Here is a 23,083-nt window from a genome sequence, read left to right as displayed (position 1 = left end):
ACTTTATTTTTCTTTTGGAAGGACCTGACAAACAGTGAATCTTTCTTCTTCGAAGTACTCAGAAACAATAGTGCGTATATCACTGAATGATATCTTCTCCAACGTCGGGACAACGTTGAATAAGTCCATTTCATTGAAAGCATAGCGGGTGAACTGGTTGGCAATATACTCAGGAGAATTAATAGCTCTCAAGAAAGCGCCGATTTTCTTTTTCTTCGTTCTCTCAAGCGCCTCTTCCGATAAGGTATTTCCTGATTTTGCATCCAAGAGAATCTTAGTAATGCGTTCTGCCAGTTCATCCGGCTTTTCTGTGTCCCCTCCGAGAATGGCAAACCCGAATCCTTTCTCCTGGGTATAATCATAATGGAAAGTTTCGTCTATAAGTCCGTCATTATATAAAGAAAAGTAGTTTTCTGAGCTTTTGCCAAAGAGCATATCCAAAGCAATATTCATGGAGAGTTCGTTCTTCAGCATTTCTTCACCCTGTTTTTCTGTGTTGATTGCCTTAACACCAACAAGGCATTTTGGCGTCTGGACGTTCATATGAAGAATCTGCTTTTTCTCAGCCGCTTCTGCCGGCTCTTCTTCAAAGCTGCGCTTAATCTCATCCATCTCTTTATAATCTTTTTTACTCTGATTGTCTTTGACCTGTTGAATGATTTTTTCAGGATCTACAGGACCAACAATGAACATTAACATGTTGCTCGGGTGGTAAAAGGTCTCATAGCACTGATACAGCATATCCTTTGTGATATGTGAAATGGATTCGACCGTTCCTGCAATATCAATTTTAACCGGATGGTTCTTATACATATTTTGAATCACACCAAAATACAGGCGCCAATCCGGATTATCATCATACATGGTTATTTCCTGGCCGATGATCCCCTTTTCTTTTTCAACCGTGCTCTCGGTAAAATAAGGCGCCTGAACAAAGTCGATCAGTGTTTCAAGATTTTTTTCCACTTCGGAGGTAGATGAAAATAAGTAGGCCGTCCTTGTAAAAGAAGTAAACGCATTAGCAGATGCACCCTGCTTACTGAACTTCTGGAATACATCCTCGTCCTCTTTTTCAAACAATTTATGCTCCAGGAAATGGGCAATGCCATCAGGTACCTTTGTATACTCTCCGCTTCCTTTTGGAACAAAATGATTATCTATCGACCCGTACTTAGTCGTAAATGTCGCATAGGTCTTGTTGAAACCCTTTTTTGGATGCACGTAGACCTTTAGGCCATTATCCATTTTTTCATAAAATAATTCTTCCTGCAGCTGATCAAATGAGATTTTTTCCATATTTTATCCCTCCATTCCTGTAAGAAAATAGATGGTATCCATGTTCACTTTTTGGGCGGCTGCTGTAATTTCCTCTTTCGAAACGTTCTCGATGCTTCCAAGCCATTCATCCAGCTCTATTTTTTTCCCTGAAATTACATTATGGTAAAGGATTTCTACCAGCCCGCGCGGTGTATCAATTGTTTCGAGAATCTGGTTACGGATGACAGCTTTCGTCTGCTGAATTTCTGCGTCTGTGAAGTCTCCATCCTTCATCGCCTGCATTTGTTCTTTAATAATGGTTACTGCCTGGTCGTAATTTTTACCATCTATTCCTGACATCACCATCATCAAACCCTTGTGGCTTTCAAGCCTGCTTGCTGCATAGTAAGCCAGGCTGGCCTTTTCCCTGACATTGATAAAAAGCTTTGAGTGTGAAAATCCACCGAAGATGCCATTGAAAACCTGCAGCGCCCAGTATTCTTCCGAGCCATACGTAACATTTGTCCGATATCCGATGTTCAACTTGCCTTGCTTCACATCCTGCTTTTCAATGACTTCATTTACATCATCAGCAGCCTTTGTGCTTGAATCATTCATCTTTTGAGGCTCTCTGTCTTGCAGTGAGAATATTTCATCACACATTTTTTCTGCCTCATCTGCATCCACATCTCCGATAATATATAAGTCTAGTTCATCTTTTCGAACTGCTTCCTGATAATATTGATAAAGATTTACGGCTGTTGATTTTTCCACATCTTCAAGGATCCCATTTGGATGAAGGGCATATGGCTCGCCTTTACACATTTCCTCTACCAGACGTGAATTTGCATATCTCATTTTGTCATCAAAGACAGATTGAATCCTCACCTTTTGATTCCGCTTTTCTTTCGCTACTGTCTCCTCATGAAAAGAGGCATTTTCCACATTAGGATCGAATAGTACATCGGAAAGGAATTGCAAGCCTTTCTTCAGTAATGGTTCAGAATCCTTAAGGAATTTCTCGTTTGCTACCTCAACCGAAAAGCTCATGACATGATATTCGCCTTTTTTGGCAAGATCGACGAAAAAGTTTGCCCCATATAATTCATCAAGGTATGAGCGGAGCTCTGTTGTGCTGGAATATTTTTTGGAACTGCTTTGAAGCACATGAGGCAGGAGCCCCCTCAGTGTCACTTCCTCCGCTTTTAAAGGAGACTTCATCCTCCACACAAGTGTGTTTGTCTTATATTTATCAGTCTTGACGATATGTAACGAATAACCCTTTTTCGTTTTCACTACTTCATTGACTTTAGACATTTGCCATCCTCCTTTTTTCACCACTTCAAAAAAAGCCTATCATCACTATTTTGCTGGTATTTATGTTTAACTATACATCTTGCGGAATTCCGTTTTCAAGTAATATAGAACATCTCTGGAAAACTAAATGGGCTTTCACTTCAACATGAGACATTCCATTGTATGTAATCTTTCTCCAGATATGTGCGCTTTCCCTGTCTGTACTTTCCTTTTAATAAGGCTCTTTTTTAAACTTTGTTGCTATTTACTTTGAAGTTCATGAGATATAACGATCATTCACCGAAATAATCCTGGTAAACAAGAAAGAAAAGAGCTAATCACCTTATTCAGTTAGATAAGCCTTGTACCAGAGGAAAAATCCAACCCTTTGGATTTTTTCGACAGCAACAATCTATACGAATACAGCATTTCACAAAAAAATGCCCCTTTTGGACAACATTCCAAAAGGGGCATTCTTTTTTGATATTAACGTTTTCCTTTTATATATGGTGTACCAAGTGCTTTAGGTGCATCGGCACGTCCAATGAAACCAGTGAGGGCGATGATTGTCAGCACATAAGGAGCAATCAACAAGTACACGCTTGGAATATTCTCCAATAACGGAAGGCTTCGCCCAATGATGCTCAAACTTTGCGCAAACCCGAAGAATATTGCAGCACCCATAGCACCAAGCGGATGCCATTTTCCGAAAATCAAAGCGGCAAGCGCCATGAATCCTTGTCCGCTGATCGTAGCATGGCTGAAGTCCGAAGAGATGGATTGAGCGTATACTCCTCCTCCAATACCTGCCAATGCCCCGGATAGGATAACCCCTATATAACGCATTCTTGTTACATTGATACCCATTGTATCAGCTGCCATCGGATGTTCACCAACAGAACGCAGGCGAAGACCGAATGGCGTTTTAAACATGACAAACCAGACGAAAACAGCAACAATGATAGCTAAGAACGGAGGCCAGTAAGTATTCGTAAAGAACAAGTCTCCAATAAGCGGTATATCACTTAAGAAAGGGACATCCACCTTCCCGAAACTCTCCTGAATAATATCAGTTTGACCTTTTCCATAGATCCTTTTAACGAGGAATAATGCAGCACCGATAGCCAATAAGTTTATGGCGACACCTGAAACGACCTGGTCTGCCCTGAATGTAATGGAAGCAAGCGCATGCAGGACAGCAAGCAAGCCTCCCATTACCATAGCAACCAGCAGTGCTATCCATTTTGTAGCATCTCCGAACGTATCATCAAAAGTCAGGTTGAACACTATGGCAGAAAAAGCCCCAATAACCATCAATCCCTCAAGACCGATATTTACAACCCCTGATCTTTCAGAAAACGCTCCGCCAAGAGCAGTGAAAATAAGTGGTGTAGCCCAAAGCAAGGTTGATGGAATAATGATAAGAAGGACATCCATTAAGCCCACTTACTTCACCCCCTTTTTACTATAACGCTGGATGACCCAGCGAATCATATAACTTGATGCAACAAAGAAAATAATTAAGGCAATGATGATATCAACAAGTTCATTTGGAATATTTGCTTCCAACGGCATATTAAGTGCTCCGATTTTCAGACCGCCGAATAGAATGGCAGCCAGGATAACACCAATCGCAGTGTTACCGCCTAAAAGGGCAACAGCGATTCCATCGAATCCAACTCCTGTGAATCCGCCTTTAATCGATGCATATCCGAATGTTCCCAGCCCTTCCATTGCACCAGCCAATCCGGCAAAAGCTCCAGAAATGACCATGGAAAGGATAATATTTTTGTTAACATTCATCCCAGCATATTGAGAAGCATTTTGGTTAAAGCCAACCGAACGCAGCTCGTACCCTCTTGTTGTCTTTTCGAGTAAGAACCACATGATGAAGGCACAAATTAACGCAATGAATATTCCCCAGTGCATCCGGGAGAAATCTGTCAACGCCTCAAGGAATGGCGAGGATAGAGAAGCACTTTCCGGAACGCGCTCAGTGCTGTCCTTGCCGGAAATGTTTCTGATAATGGCATTGGTAATGTGCAGTGCCGTGTAGTTCAGCATGATTGTAACGATAACCTCATGCACCCTATATTTGGCTTTTAGAAACCCAGGGATGAATCCCCAGACAGCCCCTGCTGCAGCGGCTGCAAGAACAGCAAGCGGCAAGTGAATGACCTTTGGAAGATCAAATGCCAATCCAACCCAAACTGCTGCTACCCAGCCCATGATGAGCTGTCCTTCAACTCCAATATTGAAAAGACCAGTCCTGAAAGCAAAAGCTACTGCCAGGCCAGCCAGTATATATGGTGTAACTTGACGAACGGTTTCGCCCACATAATAAACTTCACCGAATACCCCCTGCCACAGTGCCGTGTAGCCACTTACAGGGTCATAACCGCTGATTAGCATAATAATAGTTCCAACTATGATTCCAAGCAATACCGATATCACTGGTATCAACAAATTCGATAAGCGATTAGACATTGGCCGATTCACCTTCTTTCTTACGTTTTGATCCAGCCATCAACAGTCCGAGTTCCTGCTCCGTTGTTTCTTTAGGATCTACAATTTCAATGATCTGCCCTTCATATATAACAGCAATCCTGTCGCTTACATTCATGATTTCATCCAATTCAAACGAAATAAGCAATACGGCCTTCCCATTATCACGCTGTTCAATCAATCTCTTATGGATGAATTCGATCGCCCCTACATCAAGTCCCCTTGTAGGCTGCGCTGCAATCAAAAGATCAGGGTTGCGGTCAACCTCACGACCGATGATGGCTTTCTGCTGATTTCCTCCCGATAGAGCTCTTGCCTCGGTATATTCAGATGGAGTACGCACATCAAATTCTTGTATTAAAGAACGGGCTTTATCATAAATCTGCTTGAAGTTCAAAACACCCTTCTTGGAAAACGGGTTCTGATAATACGTTTGCAGCACCATATTCTCCCCGATAGGGAAATCCAGCACAAGACCATGTTTATGACGGTCCTGAGGGATGTGGCCTACCCCGGACTCCGTTATTTTACGGGGTTTGAGGTTGGTAATGTCTTTGTTGTTCAAGCGGATATGCCCGCTTTCAGCCTTCATCAAGCCAGTGACCGCTTCGATCAACTCACTTTGACCGTTGCCGTCAACCCCTGCAATACCAAGGATTTCACCGGCCTTCACTTCTAAATTAAGACCTTTTAACACGGATACTCCTCTAGTATCTTTAACTACTAAATTATCAATCTCCAAGACATTGTCTTGAGGGTTGGCTTCAATTTTCTCTGTTTTAAAAGAAACTTCTCGCCCGACCATCAAGCTTGCCAGTTCAGTCGGATTCGTGGTTTCAACATCCAGGGTGTCTATCCCTTTACCTTTTCTGATTACGGTTACTCTGTCACAAACCTCCATGATTTCTTTCAGTTTGTGGGTAATAAGGATAATGGATTTCCCTTCCTGGATGAGTGTTTTCATGATTTGAATGAGTTCTTTAATCTCTTGAGGAGTCAGAACAGCTGTCGGCTCATCGAAAATTAAGATTTCGGCTCCTCTGTATAGTGTTTTCAAAATTTCCACACGCTGCTGCATTCCAACAGAAATCTCAGATATTTTTGCGTTGGGATCAACTTTTAAACCATAACGGTCAGAAATTTCCCTGATTTCTTTTTCTGCCTTTTTAATATCAACAGTAGCACCAGATTTCGGTTCTCTACCTAAAATAATGTTTTCAGTCACTGTGAATGTATCAACAAGCATGAAATGTTGATGAACCATTCCGATCCCCAAATCATTTGCAATATTAGGGTTCGTAATATTGACTTTCTCGCCTCTTACACGAATTTCACCTTCTTCAGGCTGATATAAACCGAATAAAACGTTCATCAGGGTGGATTTTCCGGCACCGTTCTCTCCAAGCAAAGCATGGATCTCTCCCTGCTTTAATTGAAGGGTAATATTATCGTTTGCAACAATCCCGGGAAATTCCTTGCGAATATTGAGCATCTCTATTACATATTCCATTAATACTCACTCCTTGCTTAGCTGGGGATATATCCCTTTATAAGTTAGATGTCAGACTTCATAAAAGATTAACTAGTTTAATATAAAACCTTAAATGAAGGGCAAAAGATCATTCTGCGCTTCAGTTAGGGTTTTATAAAAAAAAGGATAAGCGGCTGACGCTTGGCAGCCAGCCTATCCATCATCAAATTATTCTACAGTTACAGGAACTTCAATTTCGCCATTGATAATTTTTTCTTTATGTTCTTCAACAGTTGAAGTGATTTCATCTTTATTAGGAACCTCTTCATTGACAGGGGCTAATCCAACACCGTCTTCAACAAGGCCGTAAGTGATAACTTCTCCACCAGGGAAGTTGCCGTTCATTGTCTTTGTAGAAAGGTCAAGAACTGCGTTGTCCACACGCTTAAGAGCAGAAGTCAGGATGACATTCTTCTCCTCGCCGCCAGCCTCTACAACACCTTCAGCCGATTGGTCAGAGTCTACACCGATCGCCCAGATATAGCGGTCTGGATCTTTTGCTTTTAGGTCACGAGCTTCTTTGAAAAGTCCGTTACCAGTACCACCAGCAGCATGGAAGATTACGTCTGCACCTGACGAGTACATTTTAGAAGCAATCGTTTGTCCAAGTTCTGCTTTATCGAAAGCACCTGCGTATTCACTTTGAATTTTAGCATCAGGGTTAACAGCTTTTACACCAGCGAGGAATCCAGCTTCAAAGCGGGTGATAACTTCAATATCCATACCACCGATAAAACCGATGTTGTTTGATTTAGTTGCAAGTCCAGCTGCAATACCAGCAAGATAAGCAGCTTCCTGCTCTTTAAACGTAATGCTTGCTACGTTTGGTTGTTCAACAACTGCGTCAACGATCGCGAATTGAGCTTCTTTTTGCTGCTGTGCGATTTCATTGATTGCATCATACATCAAGAATCCGATACCAAATACAAGGTCAAAATCCTGACGTACTAATTTATTAAGGTTAGTGGCATAGTCAGCATCAGATTGAGATTGGAGGTAGTCATATCCACTTTTGCCTTTTTCAAGCCCGCTCTCATCCCCGAATGCTTTTAAACCTTCCCAAGCTGATTGGTTGAATGATTTATCATCAACTCCACCTACGTCCGTTACCATAGCAACAGAGAATTGATCTTCATTGTTACCTTCATTACCATTCGAACCAGCATTTTCTCCGTTAGTTCCACATGCACCAAGAAATGTTCCGGCTGCAAGAAGCATAGAAAGCGCTAAACCAAATTTACGTTTTTTCACCTTGGTTACCCCCTGTTAATTAAGTTGATGTAGTAAGAAAAATAGACTTACAAAATTGATCAGACCCGTTTTCTTAAGACCTGGAAGCTGAACTTGTCCGAACGGAAATAGTTGACTGAATAAAGAATCGGGTTGTCGTTTTCATCGAAGTGCAGCTGTTTGAGAACAAGCAAGGCAGACTCCGGTTCACAATTGAGTATCGGGGAAATTTTGTCGTGATATCCCAGTGGCTCAATGTTGGTTACGGCATAGGTGATTCTTTTATTCTCTTCCTGTTCAAGGACTTGAAAAAGAGAATTTACCTCGGTGGTAAATTTGTGCGGGTATACGGCGGACGGCATTTTATCCACGCAGTAAACAACCGGTTCCCCGTTTGCTGTCCTTACACGTTCCACCATAACGATGTCTTCTTCCACTTCCAGTGAAAAACGTCGGATATCTTCATCTGTCGGGCCTTGAAAACTTGAGCTTAAGAAAATGGTCCCAGGTTCCATACCTGCCTGCTTGATCATATTCGTGACACTGTTTAACTGCTCGATACCTGAAGTAAAGAGCGGTTTAGCGTTTACAAAGGTTCCCACCCCGTGTCTGCGAATGATGACATTTTCTTCTTCGAGAATCCGTAAAGCTTCTCTCAGCGTCGCCCGGCTTACGCCCAGCTGTTTTGCAAGATCGAACTCAGAAGGAAGTTTTTCTTTTTCTTTATAAAGGCCTTCTTCAATATCTTTTTTCAGACGGTCGATCACTTGTAAGTACAAATGCCTATTATCTGCTTTAATTGTCATCCAAGAACCACCACCATTTTTTCTCAAGACACCAGACTCTGATGTATATCTTTCCTACTAATCCAAAATACTATATCATTTTTAAAAAAATAAATAAATAGATTCTTAGATTTTTGTCGAAAAAAGCAGAAAATCTTAACATTCCAAATCTTCTAAGTGAGTTACGGGCTGATTTAATGGCATGGAAATATTTTGATAACAACTTTGCAAAGAAAGAAAAGAAAATGTAAACGCTTTTAAAAGTATAACACATTAAAGAGTGAGAAGGATAGAGGTCTGACCTCATATCTTTAAAATTATTTTTTTTCAGTTTATAAAACGCTTACATTTTTGAGTATTTACTACTAGGATAACCCATTCTCTGTTAAGGTCTTTTTGAAAGGCTCTTGTCTAAACCTTTGTTGCTATTTACTATTTAGTTCAAGAGATATAGCCAGAACTCTCAGAAATGATCTTGGTCAGCAAGCAAGAAAAGAGCTAATCACCCTATTCAGTTAGAAAAGCCCTTGTACCCAAGGGAAAAATCAGGCCCTTTGGATTTTTCCGATAGCAACAATCTATACGAAAACAGCTTTTTTATAACAAGGACAAACAGGCTGGTAATCACTATATTTACCCTATTAAAATTAAATACAAAGAAAAACTGCCCGGAATCAACCCGGACAGTTAGAATGCTTGTTTATGATGAATGTTCTTCAGAAGGCTTACCGATTAGTACAGCCCTAGGCTTGCTCCCTTCATAGGGGCCGACGACGCCCCGCTCTTCCATGGCATCTATCAACCTGGCAGCCCTTGTATATCCTATTCTGAATCTTCTCTGCAGCATCGATACTGAAGCTGTCTGCATTTCTGCAATTAACTGTACAGCTTCATCATATAGATCATCCTCAACAGAAGCCGAACTTTCACCTTCCGGCACCTCATCGGGAATCATCTCTTCCTGATACTGTGCTCTTTGCTGGCCGATGACATAATCCACTACTTCTTCTACTTCTTCATCGGATAAGAATGCTCCCTGTACCCTTGTCGGCTTAGATGCTCCAACTGGAATGAACAGCATGTCTCCGCGGCCCAGTAGTTTTTCAGCCCCTCCGCTGTCCAAGATGGTTCTTGAATCTGTTTGTGAAGAAACGGCAAACGCGATCCTGGATGGAATGTTTGCTTTAATGACTCCTGTAATGACATCCACAGATGGACGCTGTGTGGCTATAATCAAATGTATGCCCGCAGCACGCGCCATTTGCGCAAGACGTGTAATCGCATCTTCTACATCATTGGATGCAACCATCATCAAATCTGCCAGCTCATCTACAATGACGACAATATACGGAAGCTCAGGCTGCTTTTCTTCGTTTTCCTGGTTATTCCTTTTGATATGCTCGTTGTATCCTTCAATATTTCTGGTTCCTGTGTGGGAGAATAACTCATACCTTCTCTCCATTTCACTGACAACCTTTTTTAATGCCTGTGATGCTTTCTTAGCGTCCGTGACGACTGGTGCCAGCAAATGAGGCACCCCATTATAAACATTCAGCTCAACCATCTTAGGGTCGATCATCATCAATTTGACTTCATGCGGCTTTGCCCTCATCAGGATACTTGTGATGATTCCGTTGATACAAACACTTTTTCCGCTTCCAGTTGCCCCTGCGACAAGCAGATGGGGCATCTTGTTCAATTCAGCTAATACTGCTTCACCGGTTATATCCCGGCCAAGACCAATCAGGAGCTTTGAGTTTGGCTTATCGTTGGATTTGGATTCAAGGACTTCCCTTAATGACACCATGGCCACTTCAGAATTTGGCACCTCAATTCCGATGGCGGATTTACCCGGGATCGGTGCTTCAATTCTGATATCCTTTGCTGCAAGTGCCAGCGCCAGGTCATCACTCAAGTTGACAATTTTGCTTACTTTCACTCCCGTATCTGGATGCACTTCATATTTTGTAACCGCCGGTCCCAGATGGACCTGTGTGACCTTTGCCTTTACACCAAAACTTTGGAAGGTACGCTCAAGTTTTGCTGCATTGGCATGGATCATTTGGTACTCATTGCTTTGATCCGTTTGGCTCGGCCTATTTAATAAGGAGATAGGAGGAAGTGTGTAATCCTTATTTTCCACTTCTGTAAACGTAATGGGCGGAGCCTCATCTTCTCCTTCAGGCTGTGTATCACTATCTTTTTTTCCAGTCTGCTCAGCGGAAGAAGAGTGTGCTTCTGATTCTGCTTCAGGAGTAATTGTTTCATCCGGATAGGCTCTCTCGTTGAAACTGGAAATGATCGGCTCCACCTTCACTTCCTCATCCGGATTCTCAATTACCTCATTCTCCGCTTTTTCCTTCACTTTAGCCTTTTTCTTTTGCTGTTTTTCTTCCTTCTTCTCAAGCCTGTCTTCTCTCCAATTGTTCATATCTTCACGGAATGCGGTCCATTGATTGCCGATGAATTCAGTCGTGGCACTACCCATTTTGCCCAGTGCTGATCCAAATGATTTGCCTGTTATGAGGACCAGCCCGATAGCAATCAAAGCCATACACAGAATTTTGGTTCCTGCCGACTCAAACAGGAAGAACGATACAGCATATAATATTGCTCCTATTATTCCGCCGCCTAAATCGGAGGTGCTGGATTCTCCCCGCACTTCCATCCAGTAGAGCTCCCACGTATTTGCTATTACACTCGGATTCTGGAACGCTCCGTCATTCGAGAGCAGTTCAAACAGCTTCACATGGCTGAGAAGCAATGTACTGATTACAATTATGTATAGGCCGGCAAGTCTTCTTGAGAAGAAATTAGGCATTTCCCTCTTGATCATCATATATCCAGCAGTTATCAACATGCCGATAAACGCCAGCATGTACCATTCTCCGAGAAAAAAACGAAAAAAATGAACAAATGCCTTGCCTACCGCGCCTAGTTGGATAATCGCTATCAAGCTTAGTGCAATCATCAGCATTCCAATCAATTCATATTTTATCGTCTGTTTAATAGTAGTGGATTTTTTTCTGCTTCTTCTTTTCCTTTTCGCCAATGTTCTTTCACCTAAATTCCCATATTTTATGCTCTTATTTTCTGGGTTTTAAATTCCCTGCCCCATTTGCTGACTGTATTTAAAGATGAAGAAAGGGCTGGCATTTACCACTGGATCATCTTGCGGTAAATACCAGTCCCGTATATTTCGGAAAGGTTGCCTCTTAAGTTGCTATTAAGTGCCGCTTTCTCCATTTATTATATCATATACTGCCATTGGCGAAAATGATTGGAAAATTTACATTTGGAGGTACTGTCCCGGGCAAATCTGTTCATTTAAGTAGTGGGCGGGATTACTGCTCATAACCCTTACGACTCTATATTGCTGCTGAGATTGCTCGACAAGCAGGGGGATCCCCTGATACTCGATAACAGTCTGTTGGGAAAATGCACCTTGCTCAGTCGGAAATATCAGTTCTTGGGGAACTGTGGTATGAAGGATCATTGAATCATCCCTTCTTCCTTGCTGCCACCCTTGAGTTCAATGAGCTCGTTCAATTTTTTAATTGCTTCACCCACACCGCCGACTCCATCAATCAACCCATATTTCACCGCGTCTTCTCCTACTACATTTGTGCCGATATCCCTTGTCAGGTTTCCTTTGGCGAACATTAACTCTTTAAAGTCTTCTTCTGCCACTTTGGAATGTCTGGTCACGAAATTGACGACCCTTTCCTGCATCTTATCCAGGTATTCAAATGTCTGCGGGACCCCAATGACCAAGCCGGTGAGTCTGACAGGATGTATGGTCATTGTCGCCGTGCCGGCAATGAAAGAATAATCACATGAAACAGCTATAGGAACACCTATGGAATGTCCCCCGCCAAGGACGATTGATACTGTAGGCTTTGAGAGCGAGGCGAGCATTTCCGAAATAGCCAGACCCGCTTCAACATCTCCTCCCACAGTGTTAAGGACGACAAGCAATCCTTCTATTTTAGGATTCTGTTCTATTGCCACCAGCTGAGGAATGACATGTTCATATTTTGTCGTCTTGTTTTGCGGCGGAAGCTGCATATGCCCTTCAATCTGTCCCACAATCGTCAAACAATGGATATTGGAATCATTTGAAAGCTGCGGAACACTAGTCTGGCCAAGTTGCTGGATCTTCTCCATTAATCCAGAAGTTTTACCCTCTTTTTCTTTTTCTTCGCTTTTATTAGGCTGATTTTGATTCATATTAAAATTCATTACACCAGACACTCTCCTTCTTCTTTAAGCAATAATATGGATAGTATTTTCTTGATGAAGGATTTCAATTCATTGCCGGAGCAGCTTTACCGCTTTAACGCACTAAGAGGGACTGTCCCTCTTAGTGCGTTAAAGCGGTAAATTCTGATGTATGAAAAAAGAGCCGACCTGTGGTCAACTCTTTTTTCATGAATTATTTTTCTTATACTTCCATGATGATTGGCAGGATCATTGGCCTTCTTCTAGTTTTGCCGAATAGAAGATGGTTTAATTGATCACGGATATCCTGCTTGATGTTGGACCATTCAAAGGTTCCTTTCGCCAGGTAACCATCGACGATTTGTTTTACGAGTTGTGTGGACTCATCCATCAGTTTTTCCGACTCGCGGACATATACAAATCCGCGGGAAATGATTTCAGGACCGGAAATCAGTGTTTTTCCTCTGCGGCTTATTGTCACAACGACAATAAAAATACCGTCTTGAGAAAGCAGCTTTCTGTCACGCAGGACGATGTTGCCAACATCACCGACACCTATTCCGTCAATGAGGACGTTTCCTGCCTGAACCCTGCCGCTCATCTTCATCTTTCCATCTTTATATTGAGCTACATCCCCTTTATCAAGAATGAATACCCTGTTATGGGAAATGCCGACCGAATTGGCAACTTTGCTGTGGGCAATCAGCATTCTGTACTCACCTTGAATCGGAATGAAGTACTTAGGTTTCATCAGGTTCAGCATGAGCTTCAAATCTTCCTGGCTGCCATGTCCGGAAACATGAACTTTCTTATTCGCTGTCAGGACATGTGCACCTGAACGGTATAGCATGTCCACCGTTTTAGCCATTGTAAGTTCCATTCCATGTGAAGGTGTAGCCGTTATGAAGACGGAATCCCCATCCTGGATATTTAAAAGTTTATGATTTTGTTTAGCCATTTTCTGCAGTGCTTCAAATGGCTCCCCTTGATCGCCAGTAGCAATGACAACGATTTCATCTTCATTGTATTTCGAAATGTCCTGGATAGGAATGATGACATCATCCTTGATCTTGAGATATCCAAGATTCAAAGCAATTTCGTACACTCTTTCAAGGCTTTTGCCGACGACCGCTACTTTTCTATTATTTTTATAGGCCGCATCAAAAACCTGCTGAATCCTGATCAAATTGGAAGCATAGCTCGCCACGATGATTCTGCCTTTTGCCGCATGAAAAGCTGAATTCAATTGATTGGCGATAACTTCCTCCGATGTTGTATATCCAGGTCTTTCTGCTTCCGTACTGTCAGACAGCAGACAAAGCACCCCATTGTCCCCGATCTTCGCCATTTTGCCCATATCCGGGCGGTACAGACCTTTAGCCGCCTGGTCAAACTTAAATTCTCCCGTATGGACAATGGATCCTTCTGAAGTATTAATGCTGACTCCGACAGAATCGGGGATGCTGTGGGTTGTCCTGAAGAATGTTACATCGACTCCCTCAAAATACAGCTTACTGTCAGAGTGGACGTTATAAAATTTGATATCTTCCTTGAATTCTTCATCCTTAAGCCTTCCTTTTACCAAAGCATTTGTCAACTTTGTGCCATAGACAGGGGCTTTAATTTTTCTAAGAACGTACGTTATCGCACCAATTGCATCTTCGTGACCATGAGTAAGGAATATTCCTTTCACACGTTCTTTGTTTTCCACTAGATACTGGATATCCGGTATGACCATATCAATACCGAACATTTCATCTTCAGGGAACATGAGCCCTGCATCGATGACGAAGATTTCCTCATCCACTTCTATTACATACATATTCTTGCCTATCTCCCCCACTCCTCCGAGGGGAATGATCTTAATGCTTTCATTCTTTTTCTTGCTCAATGTCGTTTTCCTCCTATGCTGTAATTCCCGATCATTAATCAGTTAGATTCATTATACTTTATGAGATTTTATCTTTACAACGAAAATCCTCATAATCGGTCATTAAATTCAAAATATTATGCAATTCCTGTAGCTTTTTTGCGGTCTTTGCATGTTTTTTAAAAAAATCTATACTCACTAGATTTTCCAATTAATGATATGGAGTGATAGATTTTTAGGGTTTTACAGCTGAGGTCCCCCTTAGTCTGAGGTTCGTGGGTCATTTTGGTATCTTTCTTGTGATGATGGTTCACCGGCTTTCCGGGGGCATAATTTAAAATTTTTTGTGGGAGGAGGACATGGGCTGCCTGAGCGCGGTACATCCTTTTGACAGTTTCACCAAATGATGCCCCTCGCTGCCTAAACGTGGTACATCCTTTTGACATTTTCACGAAATGATGCCCCTCGTTATAGAATGTAGGCTTCAATTATAAATTCTGAACAACAAGTTATTTTACCGCTTCGTATATAGGACCATCGAGGCGTATTCAAGTTCGTTATACGGCTATTGACCCAATTAATTTTTGGTCGTGGAGTAAGTGATTATTTGTAGGTTGGTTGGCCGCTAAGCAGGTTTATCAGCTCATCAGCATACAAATCTGTAATTTTCAATAGCTATTTCATTTGAAAATTATAGAAAAACCGCTTCCGAAAATCTCTTCGGCAAGCGGTTTTGTTTTTTTAATTAATTCAACTCAAGTACTTTTGCAAGTTGTTTTCTTTCCTCTTCTGTCAGCGGAATGAGTGGCAGTCGTACAGAACCGACATCTAATCCCTTTAGTTGAAGAGCTGTTTTTACAGGTGTTGGGCTTGGTGCCGCAAATAATTCGTTCATAACTGGAAGTAGTTTTCCATGAAGTTTTGTTGCTTCACGCAGGCTGCCTTCAAGGAATTTCTTGATCATTTCCTGCATTTCATTGCCGATCACATGAGAAGCTACTGACACAACTCCCGTTCCGCCGATAGACAGGACCGGTAGAGTCAAGCCGTCATCACCACTGTATAAAAGAAACTCATCCGGTGTATTGGCTATAATTTCGGTCATCGCGTCTAAATCTCCGCTCGCTTCCTTTACCGCAGTGATATTATCAATTTCAGAAAGCCTGATGATGGTTTCCGGAGCGATTTTCGCCACCGCACGGCCCGGGACATTATAAAGCATGACCGGAAGTGTTGTAGCTTCAGCCACAGCTTTAAAATGCTGGTACATCCCTTCCTGACTAGGCTTATTGTAATATGGTGCAACAACCATGACTGCATCGATGCCGGTTTCAGCTGCTTTTTTAGTAAATTCAACGGAAGCATAAGTATTATTGCTACCCGTACCTGCCACTACCGCCACCCTGCCGTTTACTGCTTTGACGACATGACGGAAAAGTGCAAGTTTCTCTTCCTGAGATAAAGTAGGAGACTCTCCTGTTGTACCACCAACTACAAGAGAATCAGAACCATTTTCAATCAGGTAGTTTACAAGTAATGTTGTTTTTTGGAAATCCACATTCCCTTTGTTATCAAATGGTGTAACCATTGCTGTAGATACGCGGCCAAAATGCACTATTCTCCACTCCTTTTCATTCTTCTATTCCCAGTGTACTCCTATCTGCCTCCAGTTGAAAAGAGTCATGCAGAGCATTCACTGCGATTTTTAAATCTTTTTCTTTAATCAGCACCCAAATTGTTGTATGGCTGTCTGCTGATTGAAGGATCCGGATATTATTTTCAGAAAGGGCTGTCACGATTGCAGCCGTTACTCCCGGCACCCCTTTCATCCCTGCCCCGACAACTGAAACTTTGGCGCATTCTGTTTCAATTAATGGATCGTGGCCCAGGTTCTTCAACACCTTGAATGCCCTTGATGTCAAATCTGATGGGACAGTATAGACAACCCCTTGAGGTGAGATATTGATGAAATCAACAGAAATGTCTTCATTCGCCATTGCCTTGAACACTTCGGACTGCAGATTATACTGTTCTTTCTTTGCGAATACTTTAATCTGCGACAAATTTTCAACATGGGCAATTCCTGTGACCGTCCCGCCTTCCAGTCCTTTTTCCTTCTTTTTCTCCAAAGAAGTTACCAATGTTCCCAGGTTGTTTGAATAGGTCGACCGAATCCGAATAGGAATCCTTGCTTCCATGGCAATTTCCACTGCACGGGGATGGATGACTTTAGCTCCCTGGTTTGCCAGGTTGCAAACCTCGTTATATGAGATGACAGATAGAGGCCTTGCTTTATCCGTCACCCTTGGATCGGCCGTCATGACTCCTTCAACATCCGTAAAAATATCTACCCACTCAGCATGCAGGGCTGCACCCAGCGCGGCAGCCGATGTATCACTGCCCCCTCTGCCGATAGTTGTAACTTCTCCTTTAGGAGAAATCCCCTGAAATCCAGCAACGACAACTGCCTCGTTTTCTTGTAGTTCGGAAATCAAACGGTCACACTTCATATCCGTGATTTTCGCATTCGTATGGTCATTATTCGTATGGAAACCGGCTTGAGCTCCCGTCAGGGCAGATGCTTTGATTCCCTGCTCTAAAAGCAGATTCGTAAATACGACTGTAGAAACGGTTTCTCCGCAGGAAAGAAGGAGATCCTGTTCTCTTCTGCTCACTTTCGTTTCTTTTCCGTTAATTAAAGAAAGTAAGGTATCCGTAGAGTACGGTTCTCCCTTTCTTCCCATGGCCGAAACGACAACAACGACCTTATAACCGTCTTCAATCGCCTTTCTTACATGCTCTGCCGCTCTTGTACGCCCCTTTTCATCACGAACCGATGTTCCTCCATACTTTTGAACAGTTATCTTCATTTCTACACCCCAATGTTTTTATTATAAAAACAAGAGGCTTGCTGTATATATTTCAGGGATGAAAAAAGTGTTCAGTATCAAATATACCTCTCAAGCTGCTTATTTCTTTTCGATTAAATTGAGTTTTACCAGACTTTCGGCGATTTGGACAGAATTCCAGGCAGCGCCCTTGAGCAGATTGTCAGAAACAACCCACATATGGAAGCCATGATTGTCATCAAGGTCTTTTCTGATTCTGCCTACAAAAATATCATTACTTCCCACCGCATTTGCCGGCATAGGATACAGCTGTTCTTCAGGTGAATCCTGCAGTACAATACCAGGTGCGTCTTTCAATAACGATTTGATATCTTCTACAGTTACATTTTCATCTTTAATTTCAAAATATACAGATTCGGAATGTCCTGTGACAATCGGGAGCCTTACACATGTCGCAGCTACTTTCAGTTCAGGCATAGACATAATTTTCTTTGTTTCGTTAATCATTTTCATCTCTTCAAATGTGTATCCGTTCTCCTCAAAATTATCAATTTGAGGGATAGCGTTAAAGGCAATTTGATGATGTTTGTTACCGCTCTTTACCGGAAGGACTTCCGCTTTTGGCTCTTCCCCATTCAATATCGCCTGTGTTTGCTCATGAAGTTCATCGATCGCCGCAGCTCCTGCTCCTGAAACTGCTTGATAGGTTGAAACGATTACTTTTTGCAGGCCATATTTTTGGCGGACCGGCTCAAGTGCAGCTACCATTTGAATGGTAGAACAGTTAGGATTGGCAATAATGCCATTATGGTTTCTGATTTCCTCTTCATTGACCTCTGGAACAACAAGCGGTACGTTAGGGTCCATTCTAAAAGCACTTGTATTATCGATACAAACAGCTCCGCGCTTTGCCGCTTCAGGTGCCAACTCTTTTGACACGCTTCCGCCTGCACTGAACAGAGCAATATCAATATCATCAAATATTTCAGGTTTGGCCTCCTGGACCGTTATTTCTTCACCTTTATAAGTAACTTTCTTTCCCGCTGAACGAGCGGAAGATAAAAGAGTCAATTTTCCGATCGGAAAATCCCTGCTCTCCAGTGTTTTGATCATTTGCTGGCCGACTGCGCCTGTTGCACCGACAACCGCTACATGAAATCCATTTGCGTTCATAGTATATTCTCCTTCCAGACCATATAAATCTAAAACTCTAAATTTCGGGATGAAAACAATTTAATCATTTACCGTAATAAAGAGTATTTTATCATAAACAATAGTCGGACAATATCATTTTTTCTTTGTTTCAGTGGGAATTATTCTTACCAAGGTGCATTTATCATGCAGGCTTGCTGCAAACCCTTCGTTTTCAGGCAAGCCAAAACCGCCCCCGGAATGGAGCGGCATTCATTCACTGTGCTGCGAAAGCTTCCATCCACTATGAATCTTCAGGAAAATTTCAAAGCATCATTTATTCATCGAGATATCTTTCTACTACTACGGGCTGCAGCTGTTTTCCTTCCATAGCCGCTTCCACTGTCTCCAGCAGCCTCGTCATTCTTGCCACCATAGATTTCGGCTTCTTTTCCGGATCATCCTGCCCAAATGGAATAAAGTAGATATCTTTGGCAGAAATCAACCTCATTAAATTAACGCCATTCAGACCCAATGCATCGTTTGTAGAAATGCCCAGTACGACTGGACGATGGTTTCTTAACGTAGCTTTGGCAGCCATCAGCACGGGGGAATCTGTCATCGCATTTGCAAATTTGCTCATTGAATTTCCTGTTAGTGGAGCGATGACCATGCAGTCAAGCGGCAGTTTAGGTCCCAGAGGCTCAGCTTTTACAATGGTGTCGACTACTTTATTCCCGGTTACTTCCTCAATTCTTTTAATCCAATCCTCGCCATCTCCAAATCTTGTTACAGTATGCTTCACTGTAGAGGTCACTACGGGAATGACTTCAGCTCCCTCGTTCACCAGTCTTTCAATCTCTGGAAATACAGCGTCATAGGTACAATGTGAACCCGTCAAACCAAATCCGATACGTTTTCCTTTAACACTCATGCTGATTACTCCTTTCTTGATGTTAAATCTTGAAGCAAGAGCTGAGACAATACGTTAGCCAGAATCTGTCCCGCTGATTTAGGAGCTACTATTCCCGGCAGGCCAGGTGCAAGAAGGGCCTTCACACCACGTTTTTCAGCATACCTGAAGTCAGTTCCGCCCGGCTTGGATGCCAGGTCGATGATTAGGGTATGTGCGGGCATCTTCGCAATGACACCGGCATTAACCACTTGTGCAGGAATCGTATTAATAAGCATGTCACAATCTTTTGCCTCGTTCTCTAAGTCATCCAAGTGGAACGGCTGGAGTCCCATCTCTGTAATACGCGCCAAATGTTCGCTTTTTCTCGCTCCTACCCTTACCCGTGCGCCCAGATGGTGGAAAGTCCTTGCGACACTCATCCCCACACGTCCCAGTCCCAGCACAATCAGACTGGAACCATGTATGGTAAAGTCAGTATGCTGGATTGCCATCATGATGGTCCCTTCCACTGTGGGAATGGAGTTATAAATGGCCACATCATCCCGTTCAAACAACTGCACCAGTTCCCTCTTTGCCGAGGAAGTAATCGCGTTCAGATATTTGTTCGTAATCCCTGAATAGACTTTGCAATGGGAAGGGGTACCTTTCAAAATCTCTTCTGTAAGTTTTATCTTTTCATTGGAGAAAATCGTTTCAATTTCCCCCTCCAGGTTGGTCCCTGGAACTGGAAGGATAATGGCATCCATTGAATCAAGTTCAACTTCATCTATCTTTTCTTTAACCGCACCTGTAAAAGCATGGTCCAATTGTTCAAATCCAATTAAGGATATTTTCGCATCGAGCTCTGTAAGCTTACGAATAATCTCGAGTTGACGAGCATCTCCGCCTAAGACTGCGATCTGCATTCCAGTCAACATCAATGCTTTCACCTTCTTTTAACGTAATCGCGTTGCCACCTGCAAAGGTTTATCACTTCAACATTGTATGAAGGGCACAGGCAATAGGTGAGTGGCGGAAGGAAATTAACCAATATTATCATTGAACCGTTGTGCATCCTGCCTATCTGGCGGTTTGGAATACAAGCTTGTCTCTGCCTTTTTTTTGGCGAGTGTGCCTGCAGAACCCAGGTCTTATTAAATCATATGCATCCATACAGCGTTGGGGTTTTGAGGTACCACATGTGATGGGTGAACTACTGCAATTGGGAGATAAATTGCAAGGCAGGAGGACATCATTGCAGCAATTAGAGGCGCGCGCTGATTGAATGGATATTATGGAAAGAAGCAGGATGTCGAACGGGTCAAATTTATGAGGAGCAATTGACTATTCTTTGCGGAGGGTTGACCAGTTTTCCGAGGTGCATGTTAAAAAGATGGACTACTCTTTGCGGGACTTTACAATATTTCTGAGGCGCTCTTGAAAAAACGGACTATTACTACCGGGAATGGACCAAATTTATCAGCCGCCCGCAAAAATGGACTATTCCTCACGCAAATAGACCAAGTTTTCGAAATAACCTCTTTAAAACGGCCTTACCCCAAGAAATTGTATCCGTCTCTATATTCCCCTCCTATCTGAAATCGTTGGTTTTACGCTCCTGGCAATGAATGAAATACAAAAAGACGAAGGCAAAATAAAAACCCCTCCAAAGAGGGATTTCCACTTAAAATTATATCAGTCATGTACGCCTTGGAAGCAGTTTCCTAATCCTCCGCGACCTCTAGGATGATCATATCGGATCCAATAGTCCGAATATGATGCCAGGGCACCCTGATTTCGCTGTTTTGTTTTCTCATCCACTTCCCTGTCGGAATCACCAGTGCATTGATCTGCCCAGTACGCTCATTGAATTCCAGGTCGGTCTGTCCCAGCACACCAAGCCTTTCTGCTCTTTTGTAATCAACAATTTCCTTCCCGCTCAATTCACTAAGCCGCATATGAAACCTCCGCTCTTTATCGAATTTGTCCTTTCATCATATTGGCTCGCCACCAACAGAATCCTTATAACTAATGTATAAAGTGCTTTTCCATTTTAGAAGTGAGAAATCCAAATTTATACTGCAAAGAATGCTGTAAGCGGCTCTTTACGTAGTATGAGCTTAAGATTCCCACTCGATAGTGACTCCGCAGCCGGATGCTATTTTATGGAGTAACTTGGTGTATCCATAAAACACTTATACCGACATAATCCTGCAATATAAGCAAAAAGCTTCAGGCCAGAAGGACTGAAGCTTTTCTTTAAGAATTTTTTATGTTTGCCGGCATTTCTCCATCAGGACTAATTAACGCAGCAGAGAAATCATTATTGAAGATTTCCTTGCCTAGGTTGTTGACCCTGTCTATTGTCACACCATCAATCTCTTCGACGATTTCATCGAGTGAACGATGTTTTTTCAACAGTAATTCATTCTTACCGTTTCGGCTCATTCGGCTGTTGGTGCTCTCCAGGCTTAGCATCAGGTTCCCCTTCAACTGTTCCTTGCTGTTTGCCAGTTCTTTTGAAGTGATTCCTTCAGCTTTCAATGTAGCCAAAGTGGACTGAATTGTATCAAACAACTGGTTCAATTGCTTCGCTCCTGTGCCGCCGTAAATGGTTAACATACCGCTGTCCTCATACGCAGAATGATAAGAGAACACAGAATAAGCGAGCCCTCTTTGTTCACGTACCTCCTGGAATAAGCGCGATGACATGCTTCCGCCCAGGACATTATTCAAAACGATCAGGCTGTAAATATCATCATGACCAATTTGCAATCCAGGATAGCCAAGGCATAAGTGTGCCTGTTCTGTCTCTTTTTTCTTAGACACTTTATTGTGGTTGAAAGACGGTGCTTCATTTGGCTCATGGCCTTTCCCGCCTTCATACTTCCCAAACAGATTTTCGACTTCCTTAATAAAAGAAGCATCAATATTTCCTGCAACAGAGATGACCACATCATCCGGAGTATACATGTTGTGCATATACTCTCTTAATGTCTGGCCGTTGAATGTATCAAGGGTTTCTTCAGTGCCCAGAATCGGGTAACCCAATGGATGATTTTCGTACACTGCCTTGCTTAAGACATCATGCACAATGTCATCAGGTGTATCTTCATACATTTTAATTTCTTCATATACTACATTTTTTTCTTTTTTCAATTCCTCTTCATCAAAAGCAGAATTAAAGAACATATCGGCAAGGGTCTCTAAAGCATATTTGGCGTGGTTGTCCAGGACCTTTGCATAATAGCATGTATATTCTTTGGAAGTGAAAGCATTCACCTGGCCGCCGATGCTGTCAAAGGATTCAGCGATTTCGCGTGCACTTCTTGTTTCCGTTCCTTTAAAAAACATATGTTCAAGGAAATGGGAAATCCCATTATTTTCTTTATTCTCATGACGAGATCCAGTACCGATCCATATGCCGATTGCGACGGAACGGACAGTCGGAATTTCTTCCAGAACTATTCTTAGACCATTTGAGCATGTATGTTTTTTTATCAAAAAAATTCC

General features: G+C 42.4%; 18 protein-coding genes. All 18 read right to left on the bottom strand.

What is annotated here, in order from left to right:
• Positions 1-3: 3 nt before the first annotated feature.
• The 18 genes from yfmH to V1502_RS07540 all read right to left on the bottom strand — a co-directional run bounded on the left by yfmH (position 4) and on the right by V1502_RS07540 (position 23,074).
• Positions 4-1,296: an EF-P 5-aminopentanol modification-associated protein YfmH gene (gene yfmH, locus V1502_RS07625; protein ID WP_409253761.1), complete on the bottom strand. Its 1,293-nt coding sequence runs from the start codon at positions 1,294-1,296 to the stop codon at positions 4-6.
• Between the two features lie 3 nt (positions 1,297-1,299).
• On the bottom strand, positions 1,300-2,574 hold the full coding sequence (gene yfmF, locus V1502_RS07620) for an EF-P 5-aminopentanol modification-associated protein YfmF (protein WP_409253760.1): 1,275 nt from the start codon (positions 2,572-2,574) through the stop codon (positions 1,300-1,302).
• 465 nt (positions 2,575-3,039) lie between these two features.
• Entirely contained in the window at positions 3,040-3,999 is a 960-nt protein-coding gene (locus tag V1502_RS07615; RefSeq protein ID WP_006837466.1) for an ABC transporter permease, read from the bottom strand.
• The gene (locus V1502_RS07610) at positions 4,000-5,040 is read right to left on the bottom strand and encodes an ABC transporter permease (protein ID WP_409253759.1); all 1,041 of its coding nucleotides are present in this window, start codon (positions 5,038-5,040) and stop codon (positions 4,000-4,002) included.
• Complete coding sequence (locus V1502_RS07605; protein ID WP_409253758.1) at positions 5,033-6,568, bottom strand: ABC transporter ATP-binding protein; 1,536 nt, start codon at positions 6,566-6,568, stop codon at positions 5,033-5,035. Before V1502_RS07605 ends, V1502_RS07610 begins: the two co-directional genes overlap by 8 nt.
• Before the next feature lie 189 nt (positions 6,569-6,757).
• The gene (locus V1502_RS07600; protein ID WP_409253757.1) at positions 6,758-7,840 is read right to left on the bottom strand and encodes a BMP family protein; all 1,083 of its coding nucleotides are present in this window, start codon (positions 7,838-7,840) and stop codon (positions 6,758-6,760) included.
• Positions 7,841-7,899: 59 nt separating this feature from the next.
• The gene (locus V1502_RS07595; protein ID WP_409253756.1) at positions 7,900-8,625 is read right to left on the bottom strand and encodes a GntR family transcriptional regulator; all 726 of its coding nucleotides are present in this window, start codon (positions 8,623-8,625) and stop codon (positions 7,900-7,902) included.
• A 679-nt stretch (positions 8,626-9,304) separates the two neighbouring features.
• Entirely contained in the window at positions 9,305-11,656 is a 2,352-nt protein-coding gene (locus tag V1502_RS07590) for a DNA translocase FtsK (protein ID WP_409253755.1), read from the bottom strand.
• Between the two features lie 237 nt (positions 11,657-11,893).
• Positions 11,894-12,100 (bottom strand): YlzJ-like family protein, encoded by a 207-nt coding sequence (locus V1502_RS07585; RefSeq protein WP_409253754.1) that lies wholly within the window; start codon positions 12,098-12,100, stop codon positions 11,894-11,896.
• A complete protein-coding gene (locus tag V1502_RS07580) occupies positions 12,097-12,834 on the bottom strand; it encodes a ClpP family protease (protein ID WP_409254303.1) in 738 nt (245 codons plus the stop codon). The genes V1502_RS07585 and V1502_RS07580 overlap by 4 nt, the downstream gene beginning before the upstream one ends.
• A gap of 214 nt (positions 12,835-13,048) precedes the next feature.
• Positions 13,049-14,716, bottom strand: a complete 1,668-nt coding sequence (locus V1502_RS07575; RefSeq protein WP_409253753.1) for a ribonuclease J — start codon at positions 14,714-14,716, stop codon at positions 13,049-13,051.
• A 724-nt stretch (positions 14,717-15,440) separates the two neighbouring features.
• Positions 15,441-16,313, bottom strand: coding sequence for a 4-hydroxy-tetrahydrodipicolinate synthase (gene dapA, locus V1502_RS07570; protein ID WP_409254302.1), 873 nt, complete (start codon positions 16,311-16,313; stop codon positions 15,441-15,443).
• Between the two features lie 13 nt (positions 16,314-16,326).
• Positions 16,327-17,565 (bottom strand): aspartate kinase, encoded by a 1,239-nt coding sequence (gene dapG, locus V1502_RS07565; protein ID WP_409253752.1) that lies wholly within the window; start codon positions 17,563-17,565, stop codon positions 16,327-16,329.
• Between the two features lie 99 nt (positions 17,566-17,664).
• Positions 17,665-18,717, bottom strand: a complete 1,053-nt coding sequence (gene asd / locus V1502_RS07560; RefSeq protein WP_409253751.1) for an aspartate-semialdehyde dehydrogenase — start codon at positions 18,715-18,717, stop codon at positions 17,665-17,667.
• Between the two features lie 295 nt (positions 18,718-19,012).
• Positions 19,013-19,609: a dipicolinate synthase subunit B gene (gene dpaB, locus V1502_RS07555; RefSeq protein WP_409253750.1), complete on the bottom strand. Its 597-nt coding sequence runs from the start codon at positions 19,607-19,609 to the stop codon at positions 19,013-19,015.
• Between the two features lie 5 nt (positions 19,610-19,614).
• A complete protein-coding gene (dpaA, locus tag V1502_RS07550) occupies positions 19,615-20,508 on the bottom strand; it encodes a dipicolinic acid synthetase subunit A (protein WP_409253749.1) in 894 nt (297 codons plus the stop codon).
• A gap of 786 nt (positions 20,509-21,294) precedes the next feature.
• Positions 21,295-21,528, bottom strand: coding sequence for a YlmC/YmxH family sporulation protein (locus V1502_RS07545; protein WP_409253748.1), 234 nt, complete (start codon positions 21,526-21,528; stop codon positions 21,295-21,297).
• A gap of 301 nt (positions 21,529-21,829) precedes the next feature.
• On the bottom strand, positions 21,830-23,074 hold the full coding sequence (locus V1502_RS07540) for a M16 family metallopeptidase (RefSeq protein ID WP_409253747.1): 1,245 nt from the start codon (positions 23,072-23,074) through the stop codon (positions 21,830-21,832).
• Between the last annotated feature and the right edge of the window lie 9 nt (positions 23,075-23,083).

It is taken from the genome of Rossellomorea sedimentorum, from assembly GCF_046237645.1.
GTDB lineage: Bacteria > Bacillota > Bacilli > Bacillales > Bacillaceae_B > Rossellomorea > Rossellomorea sedimentorum.
Note: the sequence above shows the minus strand (reverse complement) of the source record. Positions and strands in the feature narration are given on the sequence as shown.